This is a genomic window from Geotalea toluenoxydans JCM 15764, assembly GCF_001311985.1.
Classification (GTDB): Bacteria; Desulfobacterota; Desulfuromonadia; order Geobacterales; family Geobacteraceae; genus Geotalea; species Geotalea toluenoxydans.
This window is the reverse complement of the sequence record NZ_BBCJ01000027.1, coordinates 1-18,018: the sequence shown is the minus strand read 5'-3', so window position 1 is coordinate 18,018 and position 18,018 is coordinate 1. Positions and strand designations below refer to the sequence as shown.

The window sequence follows — 18,018 nt, the reverse complement described above, 5'->3', positions numbered from 1 at the left end:
GACAGGTGATCGGTAAAGATATCAGCTTCGGCATAGCCTGCAACGAGGGCGGCAACCCTTCTCTGCTGCAGATCGGCAGATTGGAAGAGATGATTGCACAGAGCTGATCCTGTCGGGAGAGAATCGCGAAATCACCTTTGCTGCCATGTCAGTCATGGAGTTGGCGGTACTGCCGTTCTCCAGCATGGATTCCACCAGCTTGAATACCTCGGGCTCCGTTGTGCCGGCCAGAGAAGCAAGCACCTCCAGCTGGACCTCGGGAGAGCCTTGGTGAAAGAGGGACAGCAGGTGATCCACCGAAACCTTGCCGTTCAGATTGCGCAACAGACACAGGACTACCGCCTGGACCTTCTGGCTGTTGCGAAGCAGTCCTTCCTCAAGGGTAGTGGCGGCAAAGGCCATGCCGGTGATGGCTTTTTTCACGACTTCCTCATAATCGTGCTCTTCCAGGAGCCTCAATAGTGTCGGGATTGCAGCCTTATCGCCCACAAGCCCCAACAATGCCACAGCGGCCACCTTGCCATCACCGTCTCCGCTGGAAATATGCCGCAACAGGTTTTCAATGCCTCGCCTGGTAATGGACGACACCAGGTGGTCCTTTGCAACCGCGTCTCCCTTCTCGACAACGGCAACAATGGCCCCGGCAGCTGCAGCAATATGCTTCGCCGGATCGTCACAAAGAACTTTCAGCAAATGGGGCAGTGCCCTGCATCGCCAATCTGGCCCAGAGCCTTCAGTACCGGTTCCATCAACAATTCATGGTCAAGGAGAGGTATCAGGTGGGGTACTGCGCGGCTGTCCGCCATTTCTCCCATGGCGACCACGGCAGGATATTGCAGCCAGAAATCCCCTTCCAGCAACTGGATGAGGGGCAGCAAAGCGGCATCGTCACCGATTTTTCCCAGTGCCTCGGCTGCAGCATGACTGACATTGATATCCGGATCCCGTAAAGCTTCGATCAATGGGTAAAGGGCCTCGCGACTGGCGATATCCCCGAGCATTACCGCGCTGAAATTCCTCACTTCCTCATCCGCATCCCGCAAAAGGGCAATCAGGGCAGGAACCGCCTGCCGGCCGAATCTGACCAGGACTTCCATTGCCCCGTTCCTGAGATCGGCATTACCATCGTTTCTCACCGCCCTTTCCAGCACTGGATAAATTTCCGGAAAGCCAATGGAAAGTGCCTGATTCATTGCCTCAACCCTGAATCCCAGATCCTGATCCCCCACAAGCAGCAGCAAATCTTCGACAGATTTGTCGGCCAGGCAGGAATCCATCGGCTTTTTACCCTCAAGCGGCTTTGCCATGTCCATTTTTCTCCACTCTCGTATAAATCAGGCATTCAGCATCATTAACCGTCTGAAACCCGTGATCGTAAATATGCAGCGCCTCCGCATCACCGGTAAAGAGGAACCCGCCCGGCAACAGCAGGTTGTACAGGGAATTTACCAGGCGCTGCTGGGTATCGATCGAAAAATAGATCATCACATTTCTGCAGAATATGAAATCAAAACCACTGAAGCCGCTTTCCATCGGCAGAGACTCGCCATTGACAACCCCAAGCAGGTTGAGCGGAAAAAAGCGGATCAGTTTCTTCACCTCTTCCCGAACCATGGCACCGCCGTCAATCCATTCCAGGTACTTCTCGCGAAATGCCGGCGGCAATCCCTTCAACCGTTCTTCCTCATAAAAGCCCGTTTCCGCCTTTTTCAGACAGGCCGGGCTCAGATCGCCGGCAAGGATCTCCACGTCCCATGCCTTTGGATAGCGCAGGGATTCAAGCAGAGCCATGGCAATGGAATAGGGCTCTTCTCCGGTGGAGCAGCCCGCGCAGAGTACCCTGATTTTCATGATGGAAGCAGAAGGGGTCGATTCTGCTTTCCCCAGGAACTTATGACTTGCATCCCCCTCTTTATTTCCATAGCCGGGATGATATTCTTCATCAGATAATCGAATTGGGAGCCGTTTCTGAAAAAGAAGGTCTCGTTGGTGGTAATCAGATCCATGAGAGTAGATTCCTCACTGCCGGAACTCTGCAGAAAATCAAGGTAGGAGGCCAGGTCCGGCAGGCCCAGAAAAGCCACGCGCTCCTCCAGCCTGGCCTTGAGAACCTGCCTCTTGTTTCCCTTGAAGTAAAGCATGCTCCGGTCACGGATGAACTTCTCAATGGCAATAAACGCAGTATTCACCATCTTTCTCAGTTGACCTTGAACTCAGCCACCAGCCAGCCAGGTCAACCGCCTGTGCCGAAAGGTTCTGGGCCGCTTTGGAGAGCTGCTCCACCGAAGACAGATTTTCGCGGGTGATGTCGTTGATGTTCTCCACAGCCGCAACCACCATCTCGCCCCCTTTCTTCTGTTCCGCCGTGGCATTGGCAACCGACTGGGTCATGCTGTTCATGACCGTTATGGCATCGGCAATCTGGCGTGCGGAAAGGGCCTGTTCCTTTGTGGCAATCGCCACCTGGCCGGTGACATGATTCATGTTCTCCACCGCCACCCTGATCTGACGACTCCCCTGTGTCTGTTCCTTGGTGGCTCCGGTTACTTCCTGGGTGAGGTTGTTCATCCTTTCCACGGCCGTCCTGATCTGACGTCCTCCAAGTGCCTGCTCCTTTGCAGCATTTGCAACGAGAGCCGATGACTGGCTCATCCTGTCCACCGCCTGCAGCACCTGTCGATGCCTTCGCCTGCTCGTTGGCGGTTGCAGAGATGGAGGTCATCAAGTTACTGGTCTGCTCCACGCTACTGACGATGTTCACCAGGGCATTTCCAGCCACATTGGAAAGCTCCATGGAGGCCTTGGCTTCCTTGGACGCCAACTCCCCATACTTCACCGAATTGCTGGTATCCACCTGCACCTGCTTGATGACCAGGCCGATTTCCTTGGTGGCATTGACACTTCTTTCGGCCAGCTTCCTCACCTCTTCGGCCACGACGGCAAAACCCCTGCCCGCATCCCCTGCCCGGGCGGCTTCAATGGCAGCATTGAGCGCCAGCAGGTTGGTCTGGTCGGCAATTTCGTTAATGACCTTGACGATGCTGCCGATCTCTTCCGAACGCTTGTCCAGGTTGAGAATGGAGTCGGCGGTCTTTTCGATGACACCTGCCACCCTGTTCATGGAAGCAAGTGCCTCTTCAACGGCCTGTTTACCCGCATAACCTTCCTTTGCCGCCGTTTTGGCCACAGAGTCAGCCTCCTCCACATTTTTTGCCACCTGGCCCACCGATACCGCCATCTGCTCCACTATGGCTGCTGTTTCCGTTACCACGCTCTGCAGCTCCTGGGAATTGCCGGCAACCTGGTCTATGGATACCGTCATCTGCTCTATGGTGGAAGAAGTTTCCGCCACGGATGAAGCCAGCTCCTCGGCATTCTGCGCCACTTTGTCGATGGAAACGGTCATCTGCTCGATGGTTGCGGAAGTCTCGGCGACAGAGGAAGACATGACTTCCGCCCCCTTGGCCAGCTGCTCGCTGGTCGCCCCCAACTCCTGAACCGTGGATGCCACCTCATCGGCGTTGCTGGCCAGGGAATCGGCATTGCCCGCCACCGTCTGGATGGAGGCCGCCATCTGCACCATGGTGCTGGAGGTTTCCTCGGCCGCCGATGCCTGGCTGTGGGCTGCCTTTGTCAGCTGGTCGGAGCCGGCTGAGATCTGGTTGGCAGCTGAGGCCACCTGATCTGAGCTTGTCATTATCTTGCCGATCATATTGCGCAGGCTTTCGGTCATGGTGTTCATGGCCGCCATGAACTGACCCACCTCATCCCTTGATTTCACCTGTATTGTCGCCGTTAGATCGCCTGCGGCAAGTCGGTTGGCAGTGTCAACGGCGATGCTCAGGGGTCCGGTGATACTTCTGGTCAGCAAAAGGCCGGTCAGAACGCTTAAACAGAGTGCCACAATGATGCAGATCACGATGATCAATACCGTCTGCCGGGCAAGCTCCATCATCACCTTTTGCATGGATTGCATGCGCTCAATGCCCTGTTGGGCCAGTTCAGTAGACACTGCTTCCAACTTGTGAATCGGCTCTTTAAAATCAGATATCGCCTTATTACCCTCCTCCGGCGTATTCACCTGTCCGGCGGCTATCATGCCATGACACCGGCCATCCCCTTGTCATACTCAGCCATGTCACTCTTCATGCTTTTTACAGCATCCTTATCCTTGTTCGAGCTTGCCACCTTCTCCAGATCAGCTATGCGAGCAGCCAGATGTTCCTGCACATCCTTCCATTTTCCCTTGTATTCAGCGACCTTTGCATTGTCCTTCACATTAAGGAACAAGTCCTTCTCGAAGCGGCGCAAGGCAAGTACGTCTGCCCTGGCCCTGGCTGAATTTTCAGCAATCTCGGAGTCTGTCTGCAGCATCCTGATAGTGGCGCCGGTACTGGTCTTGACTCCCCAGTAACCCACCCCGCCGACAATAATCATCAGCATCAGCAACAGCAGAAAGCCCAATCCCAACCTGACTCCGATTCTCATGTTTGCCAACATCATATACCTCCCTTTTTTCCCCATGTGACTATTCGAAAATGATTTAAATTGCAGCGCCATCGGTAAGTAAGAGCGAACGATTCAGGTCGAGGATGATGATCAGCCGGCCGTCCAGTTTTCCCACCCCTTTGATATAGTTCTGATCGACACTGATTGCCTCTTCGGGAATCTCCTCGATAACGGAAGCGGAAAGCTTGAGCACCTGGGAAACACCGTCTACCAGCATGCCGAGCCTTTTGTTCCTTATATCGATGACGATGATCCGCTGCTCTTCCGAATCCTCCACCTCCGCCATGCCGAAGCGTGTGCGCAGGTCCACCACCGGAATGATCTTGCCCCGCAGGTTGATGACCCCCCGCACATGGGAGGGTGCACCCGGCACCTGGGTAATGTCCGTAGCACGGATGATTTCCTGGACAGAGCTGATATCGACGCCGTATTCCTCCCGCCCCAGCCTGAAGGTGACCAGGTGGTGGAGCAGGTCCTCCTGTTGTGCGGCAGCCACGACCAGATCCGAATCCAGCGACCTTTGCGCCTTGTCCATGTACTGGGCCAGGATGTCTTCAGCCAGTCCCGAAGACGGCAGTGTTTTCGTGTCATTTCCCTGCATCGATTCTCCCTCCTTTTGCCTTGCCCATAAGCGACGCGATGTCAAAGATGAGCGCTATCTTGCCATCGCCAAGAATGGTCCCCCCGGCAATGCCGGGCAGTGCGCCCAGATAATCGTCCATGGCCTTGATGACGATCTCCTGCTGGCCGATCAGCCGGTCGACCACGAGACCACCCCGACGCTCCCCGCTGCCGACAACGACCACATATTCCGTCTCTTCCTGCTTTAACTGGGGAAGCCCGAAGAAACTGCCGACGCGTACCAGGGGGAGGAGCCGGTCCCGCAGCTGTATCACCTCACCGTCCGCCACCTCATGAATATCACCCCTGTCAACCTTGATGCTCTCCAGCACACCCGAAAGGGGAATGGCGTAAGTATCACCGGACACCTCCACCATCAGCGACGTGATTATGGCAAGTGTGAGCGGCAGCTTGATGGTAAAGGTGGTGCCGACCCCCATGGTGCTCTCGATATCGATCATGCCATTGAAGGAAGCGACAATATTCTTGACCACGTCCAGGCCGATACCGCGCCCCGAGGTCTCGGTAACCTCTTCCTTGGTGGAAAATCCCGGCATGAAAATCAGCTGCAGCGCTTCATGATCCGACAGTGCGCGTGCCTGCTGGCTGTCGATCAGCCCCTTGCTGACTGCCGCATTCCTCAATCTTTCCGGAGAGATGCCATTCCCATCGTCCTCAACGGATATGACCATATGATTGTTTTCGTGACGTGCCCGTAGCGTGAGGATGCCCTTGGCAGGTTTACCGCTCCGCCTGCGCACTTCGGGGCTTTCCAGGCCATGATCCACCGCATTGCGGATCAGGTGAAGAAGCGGCTCCCCTATCTCATCGATAACGGTCTTGTCCAGTTCAGTATCTTCGCCGATAAAAACCAGGTTCACCTCTTTGTCGTGGCGCTGGCACAGATCTCGAACCAGGCGGTTGAACCGCTGGAAGACCACCTTTACCGGCAGCATCCGCGCCTTCATGATGGCTTCCCTCAGTTGCGCCGCAGTATCGCCGATCAGCTGGCTCGATTCCGTGAACGCCTCCACCAGTGATTTGTCATTGATCTCCCTGATGCGAGACTCCAGGGCAAGAAGGCCGGTGCGGTGGATTACCAGTTCGCCCACCAGGTTGAGCAGATCGTCCAGTTTCTCGAAATTTACCTTCAGGGTACTGCTTTTCTGGCTGATGTAACTGCTATCCTCTTTCTTGTCCGCCGGGGCCATGAACCCTTCATTCTCCACCGCTCCGCTGGAAACATATTCCACCAGCATGGTAATGTCACTGAAATCGGCCTGGTATGCAGGATTCTCCACCAGTTTTGCCAGTGACTCCCGGATGTTGTTGAGGGCAGCAAAGATGGCTTCGAAGAAGCCGTTGGTAAGGTGGATATTCCTCTCCAAAACCTGCTTGAAGGCCGCCTCTAGCTTGTGAACTAACTGCTGAATGCTGCCGAGCCCCATCATCCCCGAATTGCCCTTGATCGTATGCAGATTTCCCAGGATCTGGGTAACAAGCGCTTCATCGGTGACACCCCGGCCATATTGCTTCTCAAGCTCCAGCAGCGCATTTTCCACCGCATCCAGGTGTCCTGTTGTGTCCTCGACGAAATCGGCCAGCAGTACCGACAAATCTACTGTATTGTTCACCATTCACTCCATGTCCATGAATTGTCAGGCGGCGACCGCATCGGGAATGATCTTGTCAATCAGTCCGTGGAGGTCCGACGGGTTGAAGGGTTTTCTTAGATAGGCCTTCGCCCCCATCTTCAGGCAGCGAATGGTATCCTCTTCTTTCCCTTCGGTGCTGATGACGATGATGGGTATCCGGCTGGCGATCCCCAGGGCCGAGGCCTTTTCCAGGAATTGAACGCCGTTCATGACCGGCATGTTGATATCCAGGAGTATCAGCTGAATGTCCTTATCCTCGGCAAGCTTGTCCAGGGCTTCCTGACCGTTCATTGCATCCACTAGATCACAGTTGTAGCGAGATAATACCAGGCGGTACATCTGGTGAATCAGAGAGGAATCATCGACTAAAAGAATTTTGCTGAGCATGGGAACCTCTTGTCACTTTTGATTTTTGAATGGGGTAAAGCATCTGATCAGCCAGTAAAGGTATTTTTGACCGGGATGCCGATTTCGGCTACCTTTTTCACCAGGTCGCCCAAATCCACCGGTTTTCTGAAATAACACAGGGCTCCGCGCCTGTAGGCCTCCGCCTCCATTTCCTCCGTACCGTAGCCGGTCATGATGATCACTTCCGAGTGGTAACGGTCACGAACATAGGTCAGAAGCTCCAGCCCCTCGATGCCGTTGACACCCGACATGCGGATATCGGTTATCACCAGGTCGAAGCGGGTACTTTCCAGGGCTTCTTCGGCCTGCTCGATTTCGCTGCAGGCTAAAACCTCCACACCATCCGTCTTCAGGGCATAGGAAAGGCTCTTCAGGATTGACTGCTCATCATCCACAATAAGAATTTTCTTCAATAACTTGCTGTTCATACGGCCTCCGCTTAAAAAAGTGCAAGAAGGCAGAGCACAGACCATGCCTCACAGGGGATTTAATCTGCAAAACTCTTATGGATCGGCTGGTTGAAATTCAAAAGGAAAAGCTGGGGCGGTAATGGACCAATGGGAGGTGTACAGTTTCACTACAGCAGAAAGGATGGCAAAGAAGGGCAAACGCCCGTGGTAACTATAAAAAAGGAGGACGGAAGGGGTACGTGGCCTTGCTGTCTCAAAACAGGACACTGTACAATTTCGCTACACCTTCATCTTCTTCAGCTTGGCCAGAAGTGTGGAGCGGCTGATACCCAAGGCTGCGGCAGCACGGGAATGATTATGCCCCGTGGCCTGGAGAACCCGGGAAATATATTCATCCTCACCTGGCACAATGGCCGCAGCTGTTCAGCCCTGCTACAGCCGCCGGAAAGGCCGGGCTCCTGCGCAGCTCGAGGGGCAGGCAATCGGGGGTAATTTCACTGCCTGTCGTCAGGATCAACCCCCTTTCGATGACATTTTTCAGTTCCCGCACATTGCCCGGCCATTGGTATTCAGCCAGGCACCTCATGGCCTCGACGGAGATGCCTGCTTTGCACTTGCCCATCTTTTTGCCCATGGTGCGGACAAAATAATCGGCAAGGATGACCACGTCGGTGCCCCTTTCGCGCAAAGGAGGAACGGTTATAGGCAGGACATTGATGCGGTAGAGCAGATCTTCGCGAAAGGAACCCTCTTTGACCATTGCCGCCAGGTTTCTGTTGGTGGCAGCCATGAACCGGGCTTCGGTCCGTTTGTCGACGATGCCGCCTACCCGGCGAAAGTTTCTCGTGTCCAGCACCTTGAGCAGCTTGGCCTGGATGGCAAGGGGCATTTCCGCCAGTTCATCAAAAAAGACCGTGCCGGAATCGGCCACTTCCAGAAGCCCCGGCTTACTCTCCTTGGCATCGGTAAAAGCTCCTTTTTCATGACCGAACAGCTCCGATTCAAGCAGCTGCTCCGAAAGGGAAGCGCAATTGATCTCCACCAGCGGTCCCGGCACCTGGCTCTGACGATGAATTGACTTGGCAACACGCTCCTTGCCGGTGCCGGATTCCCCAAGGATCAGTACCGGGGCGCTTTTATTAGCTGCATGAGTGCTACCAGCCTCTGGATTCTAATGATCTGGGGGGAGTCGCCGATCACTTCTTCTTCGTCAGAAGGATCGCCGCCGGATTTTCTGCTGAATTCCACCTCCTGTTTCAACTTCAAGGTTTCCTCAATGCTCGTCAATATCTCTGCAACCTGCTCCAGGTCGAGGGGCTTGGGAAAAAAATAGGCTGCTCCATTCTTCATGGCCTGAACGCCTTGTCCAGGTCCACATAGGCGGTCATCATGATCACTCGGGCTCCCACCTCCGGCGCCGTAAGGGGGTGAAGCAATGCTTCCCCTTCCATATCAGGAAGCCGATAGTCAAGAAAAACAACATCGGGCATGTTGCCGCGTGCCAAAGCCAGGCCCTCTTCTCCGGTCGCCGCCTGGGTCACCCCATAACCCCTTTTTGTGAGAAAGTGGCCAAGGGCAAGTCTGATGCTTTTTTCATCATCTATGACAAGTGCTCTCATACCGAAAGCCCCCGGGGGAGAGTAATGGTGAAGACCGCCCCGCCAGGCCCGTTTCCCGCCACAAGGGTACCATCATGGGCTTCGATAATCTTTCTGCTGACCGCGAGCCCCAGGCCGGTCCCGCTTTTTTTGGTGGTGTAAAAAATATCGAAGATTTTCTCAAGGCTCTCTTCAGGGATGCCGGGCCCCGAATCCAGGATGCGGATCAGAATCTTGCCATCCTTCCCCTCCATTTCGATAGTTATGTTCCCCCCCTCGGATACGGCATCGACAGCATTTTTCAGCAGGTTGACCAGCACCTGCCTGATCCTTTCCTGATCGGCTGTAACGGTAACCTCCCCTTCAGCAAAGGACTTGTGCAAAAAAAGCCTCTTCTCCATGATCAAAGGCTCGTTGAAACTGATGGAGTCCCGCACCGCCTTGACCATATCGAAAGGGACCTTCTTCAGTTTCATCTCCTTGGAGCAGTCAAGGAGTTCATCCACCAGTCGATTCATGCGTCGGCCTTCCACGAGGATGGAATTCATCAGCTCCTTCTGCTCCGCCGTCAGGGGCAGTTCCATGGCCAAAATCTGGGATGAGGCGGTAATGCCGAAAAGTGGATTGCGCATCTCATGGGCAACCCTCGCCACCACTTCCCCCATGGTGGCGAGACGTTCCTTCTGGCGCATTTCCTTGCGGACCTTTTCCACTTCCGAAATGTCGATGAAGGTGATGATGTGGCCGGCCAGCAAACCATCGGCCTGCTTCAGATCGAAGCGTTTGTATCCGACTGTCCTCTGTTGGTGCCCTAATTCAGTGACTTCGGCAGCATAGGTGCCGGTACGGATAAGGTCGTAGATCATCGGGCAAACCTTGTCAAGTTTTACCCCGACCAGTTCACTCCCTTTTCTGGCAAAGAAATCAAGGGCGTATTCATTGGCAAGATTGATTCTCAGTTCCGGGTCGGTGACGATAATACCGCTCTGGATATTCTTCAACACCGACTCGATAAAAGTTTTACGTTCGTTCAACTCGAAGAAGGCTTCTTCCAGATCGGCTTGGGATTCCGCATGTTCGGCATTTTTCTGCACCAGTGGCCTGACAACCAGGAAATAAAGTATGGGAGAGAGAAACAGCAGGAGAAAAGCTCCATCGAGAAAGGTCTTCTTATTGTCCGGCAGTGAAGACAGGGGATACTGCATCAACAGCATGACCAGGGTTTCCACGATGAAAACAGCAGCCATTATCTTGAATAAAAAAAACCAGACCCGTAACAGGGCGTTAGCCGAATTCCTCACCAATACCTCACTCATTCATTCATCAGGTTGCAGCAAAATTCACTTGCGCCTTCTGCCCTTCTTGGAACCACTCTCCCTGCGATCCTTTTCACCGGAACGGCGGTCTTCTTTCCTTTCCACTTTCGGCCATTTGCCCCGCACCGGAATTTTGGGAAATTCATCCCCCCCATATCCTTCAGCCACAGGTGCAGCCCTTTCATCATGACGGGCAAGGACGAATTCCACCTGTTTCTTTTCCAGGCTGACGGCGGCCACCCTGATGCGCACCGGATCGCCGATCCTGTATATGGTACGGCTCCGTTCGCCGATCAGGGCATGCTGTTTCTCCACATATTCGTAAAAGTCCTGCTTCAGGGTCGAGATATGCACCATCCCCTCCACGAAGATTTCCACCAGTTCCACAAAAAAGCCGAAGGAAGCAACCCCGGTAATGATGCCGTCGAACTCTTCCCCCACCTTGTCCTGCATGTACTGCATCTTCTTCAGCTCGACGATTTCCCGTTCCGCCTCCATGGCCACCCGCTCCCGTTTGCTGGTGTGCAGGCCGGTCTCCGGCAGGGTTGAGGCCAGGTTTTCCCTCTCTTTTTCGCCGATCTTTTTGGCCAGCTGTTTTTTCAGTATCCGGTGCACCACCAGGTCTGGATAGCGGCGTATGGGAGAGGTAAAATGGGTATAGGAAGCGGCAGCCAAGCCGAAATGGCCGACATTTTCCGCAGAGTAGCGTGCCTGCTTCATGCAGCGCAACAGCACCTCGTTTATCATTCGCTCTTCCGGCTTGCCTTGGGCCTGGTCAAGGATCCGCTGGAACTCTCCAGGAGATACTTTCTCCTCCTGCAGGCGCAGCTCATAGCCGAAATTGAAGATGAACTCCTTGAAATCCTGCAGCTTGGCAAACTCGGGTGTCTCGTGGATCCGGTAAAGGAAGGGAAGCTCCCGCTCTTCAATATGGGAGGCAACCGCCTCGTTGGCGGCAAGCATGAACTCCTCGATGATCTTGTGGGCCAGGTTGCGCTCGGCCCTGATAATGGCCGTGATGCCGCCGGTCAGATCCAGCAGTATCTCCGGTTCGGGCAGGTCAAAATCGATGCTCCCCCTTTTCCGGCGCTTGGCCATCAGGCGCAGGGCCAGTTCCTCCATGGTTTTCAGCTCGGGCACCAGCTCCGCGTATTCCTTGACCAGCTCCGCGTCGTTATCGACGACGATCTGTTTCACCTTGGTATAGGTGAGCCTGGCCACACTCCTGATGACGCTGGGGTAGAAGGCCGCTTCCAGCATGGTGCCGCTTCCATCGAAGAGCATCTCCGCCGTCATCGTCAGGCGGTCCACCTGGGGATTCAGGGAACAAATGCCGTTGGAAAGCTCTTCCGGAAGCATGGGAATGCAGCGGTCGGGGAAATAGACCGAAGTACCCCGCAGGTATGCCTCCTTGTCCAGGGGAGAGCCCGGCTTTACATAATGGGAAACGTCGGCGATGGAGACCCAGAGGCGGATGGCCCCCTTCCCCTCTTTTTTCACGGCAACCGCATCGTCGAAATCCTTGGCCGTCTCCCCGTCGATGGTTACCGTCAGCTGGCCACGCAGGTCGGTCCGCCCCTCGTGGTCCGAATCCTGGATAGTCTCGGGAACCGCCCGGGCGGCCTTCAGGACCGATGGCGGAAAAACGTCGGGCAGGTCGTGCTTTCTGATGATGGTCTGCACTTCCACTTCCGGCTCATCGGGCCAGCCGAGAACCTCGACGATCCTTCCTTCCATGGAACGGCCGGCACCGGCGTAGGAGGTTATCTCGGCGACGACCACCTGGCCGTTTGTCGCCTTGCCTGCGGCTTTCGCCGGAATTATGATGTCCTTGCCGATACGGACCTCATCGGGTATGACGCGGGAGACCTTAGCTCCCTTTTCAAAGCGACCGACGAGTTTCGAAAAACCACGCTCCAGTGTCTTGACGATTCGCCCTTCCTGCTTACCGTCCCTCTTTTTGGCCACGATCTGCACCTGGACCCGATCGCCATGCATGTTTTCCCTGAGATAACGGGCGGGAATAAATACATCCTCTCCCCCATCTTCCGGCATGACGAAACCGTAGCCGTCACGGTGGACACTCAGCTTGCCGGCCAGGCCGGCGTCAGAGGTCGGCAGGATAAAGAGTCGCCCCCTCAAACGCAGAAGCGCCCCCTCGTCGACGAAGCCGTCGATGATCGCTTTGAACTTTGGGCGCTCAGCTTTGCTGATGCCGAAAGCCTGCATCATTTCCCTGAATTCCATGGGAACTCCGGCATTATTCTTCAGCAGTTTTACAACGGCTTCTTTTTTTATCTTCATATGACCCTCTCATGCTCATTAAAAAAAACTGCACTCAATATGCTAAAATTTCTTCAGGCTTGTCAAACATTTTACACGTTTAAGGCAAAAAGCTTTGCATTTTTACGGACGATGCAGTTAGTATAAGCAGCTGTGTGACCCTAATCCATTGTAATGATTACTAATTTACCACTTCAAATGAATTTGTCATAAAAGGAGTTTTCGATGTTGTTCCGCAGTCTCACCGCCCTTGCCCTGATCATACTTTTTTCCATCTCCGCTTCGGGCACGACCCTTTTTCCACTGCCCGACGAGGCGTTGCAGGAGGCATCGACACATTTCCGCGACAAGGATTATGGTCCCGCCCGGGAATCGGCACTGAAAGCGCCCCAAAGCGGCATCCGCGACTTCATTCTCGGCATGGCAGCCATAAAACTGGAGCAGTGGCAGGAGGCCATCTCCTATCTTGGTTATGCCGCCGATAATTTCCCCCTCCTTGGAGATTATGCCCTCTACAATCAGGCAACGGCTTTTTCCAGACAGGACAAACATCCTGAGGCACTGGCTTCTCTGGGAAAGATGCTGAAGGTCTATCCTGAAAGTCCGATCAGCCGGGCCGCCATTTATCTCAAGGGGAACGAACTCTATGCCGGCGGCAATTTCATGGATGCCTTGAAGACCTACACCGACTTCATCGAAAGATATCCCCAGGGGGCGGATTCCCTGACAGCACTTTACAGGTCGGCACTCTGCCGGGAGCAGCTTGGCGACCCCGCCGCTGCAGCCTCCATTCTGCGCTCCATTCCCATCAATTATCCCGCCTCCTCGCTGACTCCCAAGGCATCCCTCGACCTGGAGCGGCTGGCACAGACGGGAATTAAAATCGAGCCTCTTTCCACCAGTGAGATTTTTCGCCAGGGAACCATACTCTTTGATCTGGGTAGATATGCTCAGGCCATAAAGACCTTTGACTCGGTACTACAGAAGTCCTCAGATCCCGAAATCAACGTCAGATTCCAGTTCAAAAAGGCGCAGGCGCTTTTCAAATCCAGACACTACAAGGATGCGGAACAGCTGTTCACAGCACTGGTGAAAGTGAACACAGGGAAAGTGCTGAATGAGGAGATCCGCTTCTGGCTGGCAAGAACACTGGCAAAAAACGGCAAGGAAGATGAAGCTGTCAGTGCATACCTGCTGCTGGCCGATACCTGGCCCAAAGCTGCTCTTGCGACGATGCCCTGCTGGAAGCGGCCCAGATCAGAAAATCGCAGAAAAAGACCGATGAAGCCCAACAGCTGCTGCAGAGATCACTCTTCCTTTATCCGGAGTCCGGCCTGAAAAAGAGCCTGCTCTGGGAGAGCGCCTGGGAACGGTACCAGGCCAGGGACTACAAGGCTGCAAGCGACTGGTTCGGCAAACTGGCAGGTTATGAAAATGCCCGTGACCGGGCCCTTTACTGGCGAGGGAAATCCCAGGCGGCAGCCGGCGACCAGGAAGGAGCCAAGGCCTCATTTTCCCAGCTGATGACGGAATTCCCCCTGGGTTATTATGCCCTTACCCATGCCAAGGAATCGGGGATCGCCAGTACCGAAACAACTCTGCCGCCAGTTGACCTGACCGAAGCTTTGCCGGTACCGGCCGGTTTCGAGCGGGTAAAAGCACTGATAACCCTCGGCTTTCATGATGAGGCCCAAAAGGAACTCTCCGGCCAGAAAAAGCCAAAAATGCAGCAGGGAATCGCCCGTCTTTACCTGGAAATGGGCAACTACAACGCGGTGGTCCATCTGTTTAAAAAGGAGCGTCTGAGCAGACTGGACAAGGATTCCGCCCTGATATGGGGCCTCAACTATCCCCTGGCCTACAGGGACTACGTGACGAAGAATGCCGGCGACAGCAGCCTGCCCGAAAGCCTTGTGTACGCCATAATTCGCGCCGAGAGCACCTATTCCCCCACGGCCCTCTCGCCGGTGGGAGCAGTGGGGTTGATGCAGCTGATGCCAGCAACCGCCTCAGCCGTCGCAAGGGGCAAACTGGACAGAAACAGCCTCACCTCGCCGGCAGTCAACATCCGTTTCGGCTCGAAACATCTGAAAGACCTGCTCGAATACCACAACGGCGACCTGGTCAAGGTCATTGCCGCCTACAATGCCGGTTCAGGCAACGTGGGCAAATGGGAAAAAAGGCTTGGGCAAATGCCCAGAGATCAATTCATCGAGAATATTCCCTTCGGCGAAACCAGGGAATACGTGAAAAAGGTACTGGCGGGCATGGAACTGTACCAGCGGTTCTATGGGCTGGACCGGAAACCGGTGGAAAAGGCCACGGCCCCGGCGGAGAAGACAGCAGCGGTTCAGTCGGAACTGCAGCCAGCTAAATAACACCCCCCTGCTCACTCCATTCGCTTCCCCCTATGAAATAAACATCACCCCCCTGCTCACTACGTTCGCTTCCCCCCTATAAAATAGGGGGGACTGGAGGGGTCCACTCCAGTTGGTCCTGGGGGGACTGAGGGGGTCCCACTGCATTGCTTCAAGGGGGATTGAAGGGTTCCCCTACAGCATCCCCTTCAGGTAGCCCTGCCGCCGTTCCTCGGCAAAGCGCTCAATGGCATAGCGGAGCATGGTTCTGGGCATCTGCCGGTAATGGGCGGCAAGAAACGCCTCTTCCGCCTGCAGGTCGCGCTTGCCCACTTCCCTGAGCATCCAGCCCACCGCCTTGTGAATGAGGTCTTCCCTGTCCTGCAGCAACATCTCCGCAATTTCAAGGGTCTTATCAAAACTGCCCCGGCGGGTAAAATGGAACGTCGCCATGATGGCGATCCTTCTTTCCCAGATGCTGCCGGACCGGGCCAGCCCATGGAGCGGCCGGCAATCCCTCCCCAGAAGATAACCACCGACGATATGCTCCGCCGAGGCATCCACCAGATCCCAGTTATTGATGAAGCGGGTGTTCTGAAGATAGAGCCTGTAGATGGCACCCCGCTCCGCCTCATCCCCCAGCTTGAACTTGCCCACCAGAATCAGGAGCGCCAGAAGCCGGTCCTCGTGATAGTTGCTGGATAAAAGCAGCGCCGCCTGTTCCAGGGGCAGATCCAGATAAGCCGCAGCAAGCTTGCGCAACGGCGGCACGCGGATACCGCGAAAGAGATCACCTTCCCCATACTGGCCGGGGCCGGTCTTGAAGAAGCGCTGCAAGAAGAGGCCGTCGGCTGCATCGGCAAGAACGGCGAGTTCATTTTTAATTTCCTGGATCATGTGGCTCTCGATTAGCGTGGAAATATAATCCGCCTGCAATTCAAAGTCAAAGGAGATTACCTGCTGCTTTTTGTCCCGACCGCCTTTCACCTTAAAAAACTTGGGTTGACCGATTGACAGCATACTGACCATGTGGTTGAATGTGCCTTATTTATGAAGGATTACGCAATGATAGACATGGAAAAAAAACGTCGGCTTTCTGTTGGCAAAGGCATACCAGAGAGCCTGTGCCATCTTTAAGGAAATGTTCGAGGGATATGATCTGACCACGCAGCAGTTCGGTCTGCTCGGCTTTCTCTGGCAGGAAGACGGGCTTTCCCAGGCGGAGCTGTCGGCACGAAGCCAGATTGACCGCACCACCATTGGCGGGCTGATAGATCGGCTGGAAAAAGAGGGACTGGTCCAGAGATTGCCCCATCCAAAGACCGCCGTGCTTATCAGATCTGCCTGTCCGAACTGGGAAAAGCCATGAAAGAGGAGCTTTCGCCCCTGGCAATGAAGGCGCTGGCCCGTTTCACCGCTCCCCTTACCGACCGGGAAGTGGAAACCCTGAGACAGTTACTGCAGAAACTCCGCAGCTGATCTGGAGAAACCATGATGAAACCGATCGTAGTCGCCATACTGACAGTGGCCCAGCTGTACCTGAGCGCCACCTCGGCCTTTGCACTGACCTTGAAAGACTGTTTGACACGGGCGGCTGTTGCCAATAGCCAACTCAAGCATCTGCCTATGATGAGCAAGTGGCCGCCGAAGCTGTCGGAGTGGCCACGAGCGGTTACCTGCCACGGGTGGACCTGCAGGCGGGGTACGCGGCACAGCAGGCTCCCCAGGCTGTGAAATTCACCGCGGAATCCATACCGACCCAGCAGGCTGATTATGCCTTCGCCAACCTGTCCATTTACCAGACCCTCTACGATTTCGGCCGCACGCGGGCTCGCAGGGAACAGGCGGTCATGGCCAGCGAAGCGGCTCAACAGGCCTACCGGGGAGAGGAGCAGGATGTCTTTCTCCAGGTGGTCAGGGCCTACTACGGCATTCTCGCCGGGCAGAAATACCTGGCCACTGCCGATGATGAGGTAAAGCAGATGACCCATCACCAGAAAGTGGCCCAGGATATGTACGAGCAGGGGGTGGTGACGCGCAACGACCTGCTCCAGGCCCAGGTAAAGCTGGCCAACAGCAAACAGAAGCGGCTCTCGGCTGCCAACACCCTGGAAAACAGCTGGCTCTACCTGAACTTCCTCACCGGCCAGGTGGCGGGCTTTCGTTCAGAACTGGAGGAGCCGGAACAGCACACGGAAACGGCAGATCTGCATATGATGATGGAGATCGCCCTGCGCAAGCGACCGGAAATCGAGGCCATAAAGAAGACCATCCGGGCCGATGAAGCCGCCATCAGGGAATACAGGAGCAGCTACTATCCGGAACTGTACGCCAAGCTGGCCATGGACTATCTGGAAAACAACAGGGTCCAGGAACAGACGATCCTGTCGGCAACGGTCGGCTTCAAGATCAACCTTTTCGATGGTCTCGCTACAACCTCCCGCAAACGGCAGGCGGTGAAGATCAGGTCGCGGGAAGAAGAGCGGCTGCGTAACCTGGAAGCGAATGTCCGCCTTGAGCTGGAGACTGCCCTGAATGACCTCAAGGTGGCCGAAGAGCGCATTTCCGTCTCGGAGATGGCCATCCGCCAGAGCGAGGAAAACCTGCGCATCAACAATGACCGCTATGTGGAAAAGGTGGGGACGGCCACCGACGTCATCGATGCCCAGACCCTGCTCACCCAGACACGGAACGACTACTTCCGCTCGGTTTTCGATTACCAGGTGGCGGCGGCGAGGGTGAAGCGGGCGGTGGGAGAGTTGTAGTACCCCCCTGCTCACTTAGGTTCCCTTACCCCCTATGGAATAGGCAAATCGACCCCCCTGCTCACTGGGTTCGCTTCCCCCCTATGGAATAGGGGG

The 18,018-nt window shown here is 55.1% G+C and carries 22 protein-coding genes and 1 pseudogene; 6 read left to right on the top strand and 17 right to left on the bottom strand.

The genetic code is table 11. The features are described 5' to 3' along the window. Positions 1-21 precede the first annotated feature (21 nt). The 16 genes from JCM15764_RS16070 to rnr form a co-directional block, all read right to left on the bottom strand. Entirely contained in the window at positions 22-693 is a 672-nt protein-coding gene (locus tag JCM15764_RS16070) for a HEAT repeat domain-containing protein (RefSeq protein ID WP_054697524.1), read from the bottom strand. Beyond that, complete coding sequence (locus JCM15764_RS16065; protein ID WP_243689201.1) at positions 687-1,307, bottom strand: HEAT repeat domain-containing protein; 621 nt, start codon at positions 1,305-1,307, stop codon at positions 687-689. Before JCM15764_RS16065 ends, JCM15764_RS16070 begins: the two co-directional genes overlap by 7 nt. After that, the gene (locus JCM15764_RS16060; RefSeq protein ID WP_054697517.1) at positions 1,291-1,851 is read right to left on the bottom strand and encodes a CheR family methyltransferase; all 561 of its coding nucleotides are present in this window, start codon (positions 1,849-1,851) and stop codon (positions 1,291-1,293) included. Before JCM15764_RS16060 ends, JCM15764_RS16065 begins: the two co-directional genes overlap by 17 nt. Next, positions 1,848-2,192, bottom strand: coding sequence for a protein-glutamate O-methyltransferase CheR (locus JCM15764_RS16055; RefSeq protein WP_054697509.1), 345 nt, complete (start codon positions 2,190-2,192; stop codon positions 1,848-1,850). The genes JCM15764_RS16060 and JCM15764_RS16055 overlap by 4 nt, the downstream gene beginning before the upstream one ends. A gap of 41 nt (positions 2,193-2,233) precedes the next feature. Continuing rightward, a complete protein-coding gene (locus JCM15764_RS16050) occupies positions 2,234-4,099 on the bottom strand; it encodes a methyl-accepting chemotaxis protein (RefSeq protein WP_054697506.1) in 1,866 nt (621 codons plus the stop codon). Beyond that, complete coding sequence (locus tag JCM15764_RS16045) at positions 4,096-4,503, bottom strand: MCP four helix bundle domain-containing protein (protein ID WP_054697503.1); 408 nt, start codon at positions 4,501-4,503, stop codon at positions 4,096-4,098. Before JCM15764_RS16045 ends, JCM15764_RS16050 begins: the two co-directional genes overlap by 4 nt. A 40-nt stretch (positions 4,504-4,543) precedes the next feature. Next, positions 4,544-5,110, bottom strand: coding sequence for a chemotaxis protein CheW (locus JCM15764_RS16040; RefSeq protein WP_243689200.1), 567 nt, complete (start codon positions 5,108-5,110; stop codon positions 4,544-4,546). Continuing rightward, entirely contained in the window at positions 5,097-6,767 is a 1,671-nt protein-coding gene (locus tag JCM15764_RS16035) for a chemotaxis protein CheA (RefSeq protein ID WP_243689199.1), read from the bottom strand. Before JCM15764_RS16035 ends, JCM15764_RS16040 begins: the two co-directional genes overlap by 14 nt. 21 nt (positions 6,768-6,788) lie before the next feature. Continuing rightward, the gene (locus JCM15764_RS16030; protein ID WP_054697501.1) at positions 6,789-7,172 is read right to left on the bottom strand and encodes a response regulator; all 384 of its coding nucleotides are present in this window, start codon (positions 7,170-7,172) and stop codon (positions 6,789-6,791) included. Positions 7,173-7,219: 47 nt separating this feature from the next. Beyond that, on the bottom strand, positions 7,220-7,621 hold the full coding sequence (locus tag JCM15764_RS16025; RefSeq protein ID WP_054697498.1) for a response regulator: 402 nt from the start codon (positions 7,619-7,621) through the stop codon (positions 7,220-7,222). 261 nt (positions 7,622-7,882) lie between these two features. Beyond that, complete coding sequence (locus JCM15764_RS24480; RefSeq protein ID WP_243689198.1) at positions 7,883-8,011, bottom strand: helix-turn-helix domain-containing protein; 129 nt, start codon at positions 8,009-8,011, stop codon at positions 7,883-7,885. Then, positions 8,001-8,723, bottom strand: coding sequence for a sigma 54-interacting transcriptional regulator (locus JCM15764_RS24475; protein WP_243689219.1), 723 nt, complete (start codon positions 8,721-8,723; stop codon positions 8,001-8,003). The genes JCM15764_RS24480 and JCM15764_RS24475 overlap by 11 nt, the downstream gene beginning before the upstream one ends. Beyond that, entirely contained in the window at positions 8,723-8,953 is a 231-nt protein-coding gene (locus JCM15764_RS24470; protein ID WP_243689197.1) for a hypothetical protein, read from the bottom strand. The genes JCM15764_RS24475 and JCM15764_RS24470 overlap by 1 nt, the downstream gene beginning before the upstream one ends. Continuing rightward, positions 8,950-9,222 carry a response regulator gene (locus JCM15764_RS24465; RefSeq protein ID WP_243689196.1) on the bottom strand — a complete coding sequence of 91 codons (273 nt, stop codon included), beginning with the start codon at positions 9,220-9,222 and terminating at the stop codon, positions 8,950-8,952. Before JCM15764_RS24465 ends, JCM15764_RS24470 begins: the two co-directional genes overlap by 4 nt. Beyond that, on the bottom strand, positions 9,219-10,517 hold the full coding sequence (locus JCM15764_RS16015; RefSeq protein WP_054697496.1) for a sensor histidine kinase: 1,299 nt from the start codon (positions 10,515-10,517) through the stop codon (positions 9,219-9,221). Before JCM15764_RS16015 ends, JCM15764_RS24465 begins: the two co-directional genes overlap by 4 nt. A 24-nt stretch (positions 10,518-10,541) precedes the next feature. After that, positions 10,542-12,821, bottom strand: a complete 2,280-nt coding sequence (gene rnr / locus JCM15764_RS16010) for a ribonuclease R (RefSeq protein WP_054697493.1) — start codon at positions 12,819-12,821, stop codon at positions 10,542-10,544. A gap of 204 nt (positions 12,822-13,025) precedes the next feature. On the opposite strand from rnr, the gene JCM15764_RS24460 reads away from it, so the two are divergent. The 3 genes and pseudogenes from JCM15764_RS24460 (at position 13,026) to JCM15764_RS24450 (ending at position 15,178) form a co-directional block, all read left to right on the top strand. Then, positions 13,026-14,138 (top strand): tetratricopeptide repeat protein, encoded by a 1,113-nt coding sequence (locus tag JCM15764_RS24460; RefSeq protein ID WP_243689195.1) that lies wholly within the window; start codon positions 13,026-13,028, stop codon positions 14,136-14,138. Then, positions 14,039-14,296 (top strand): annotated as a pseudogene (locus JCM15764_RS28645) (tetratricopeptide repeat protein); the annotation flags it as partial. The gene JCM15764_RS24460 and the pseudogene JCM15764_RS28645, both read left to right, overlap by 100 nt. A gap of 27 nt (positions 14,297-14,323) precedes the next feature. Further along, complete coding sequence (locus JCM15764_RS24450) at positions 14,324-15,178, top strand: lytic transglycosylase domain-containing protein (RefSeq protein ID WP_243689194.1); 855 nt, start codon at positions 14,324-14,326, stop codon at positions 15,176-15,178. Between the two features lie 174 nt (positions 15,179-15,352). Here the strand turns inward: JCM15764_RS24450 and JCM15764_RS16000 are convergent, their stop codons facing one another. Beyond that, the gene (locus tag JCM15764_RS16000) at positions 15,353-16,054 is read right to left on the bottom strand and encodes a DNA alkylation repair protein (RefSeq protein WP_054697614.1); all 702 of its coding nucleotides are present in this window, start codon (positions 16,052-16,054) and stop codon (positions 15,353-15,355) included. Between the two features lie 202 nt (positions 16,055-16,256). Here JCM15764_RS16000 and JCM15764_RS15995 point away from each other — a divergent pair, with 202 nt between their 5' ends. From JCM15764_RS15995 to JCM15764_RS15990, 3 genes are all read left to right on the top strand, one after another. After that, positions 16,257-16,526, top strand: coding sequence for a MarR family winged helix-turn-helix transcriptional regulator (locus JCM15764_RS15995; protein WP_243689193.1), 270 nt, complete (start codon positions 16,257-16,259; stop codon positions 16,524-16,526). 122 nt (positions 16,527-16,648) lie between these two features. Beyond that, complete coding sequence (locus JCM15764_RS24445) at positions 16,649-16,891, top strand: hypothetical protein (RefSeq protein WP_243689192.1); 243 nt, start codon at positions 16,649-16,651, stop codon at positions 16,889-16,891. Beyond that, on the top strand, positions 16,795-17,922 hold the full coding sequence (locus JCM15764_RS15990; protein ID WP_369412349.1) for a TolC family protein: 1,128 nt from the start codon (positions 16,795-16,797) through the stop codon (positions 17,920-17,922). Before JCM15764_RS24445 ends, JCM15764_RS15990 begins: the two co-directional genes overlap by 97 nt. Positions 17,923-18,018 lie beyond the last annotated feature (96 nt).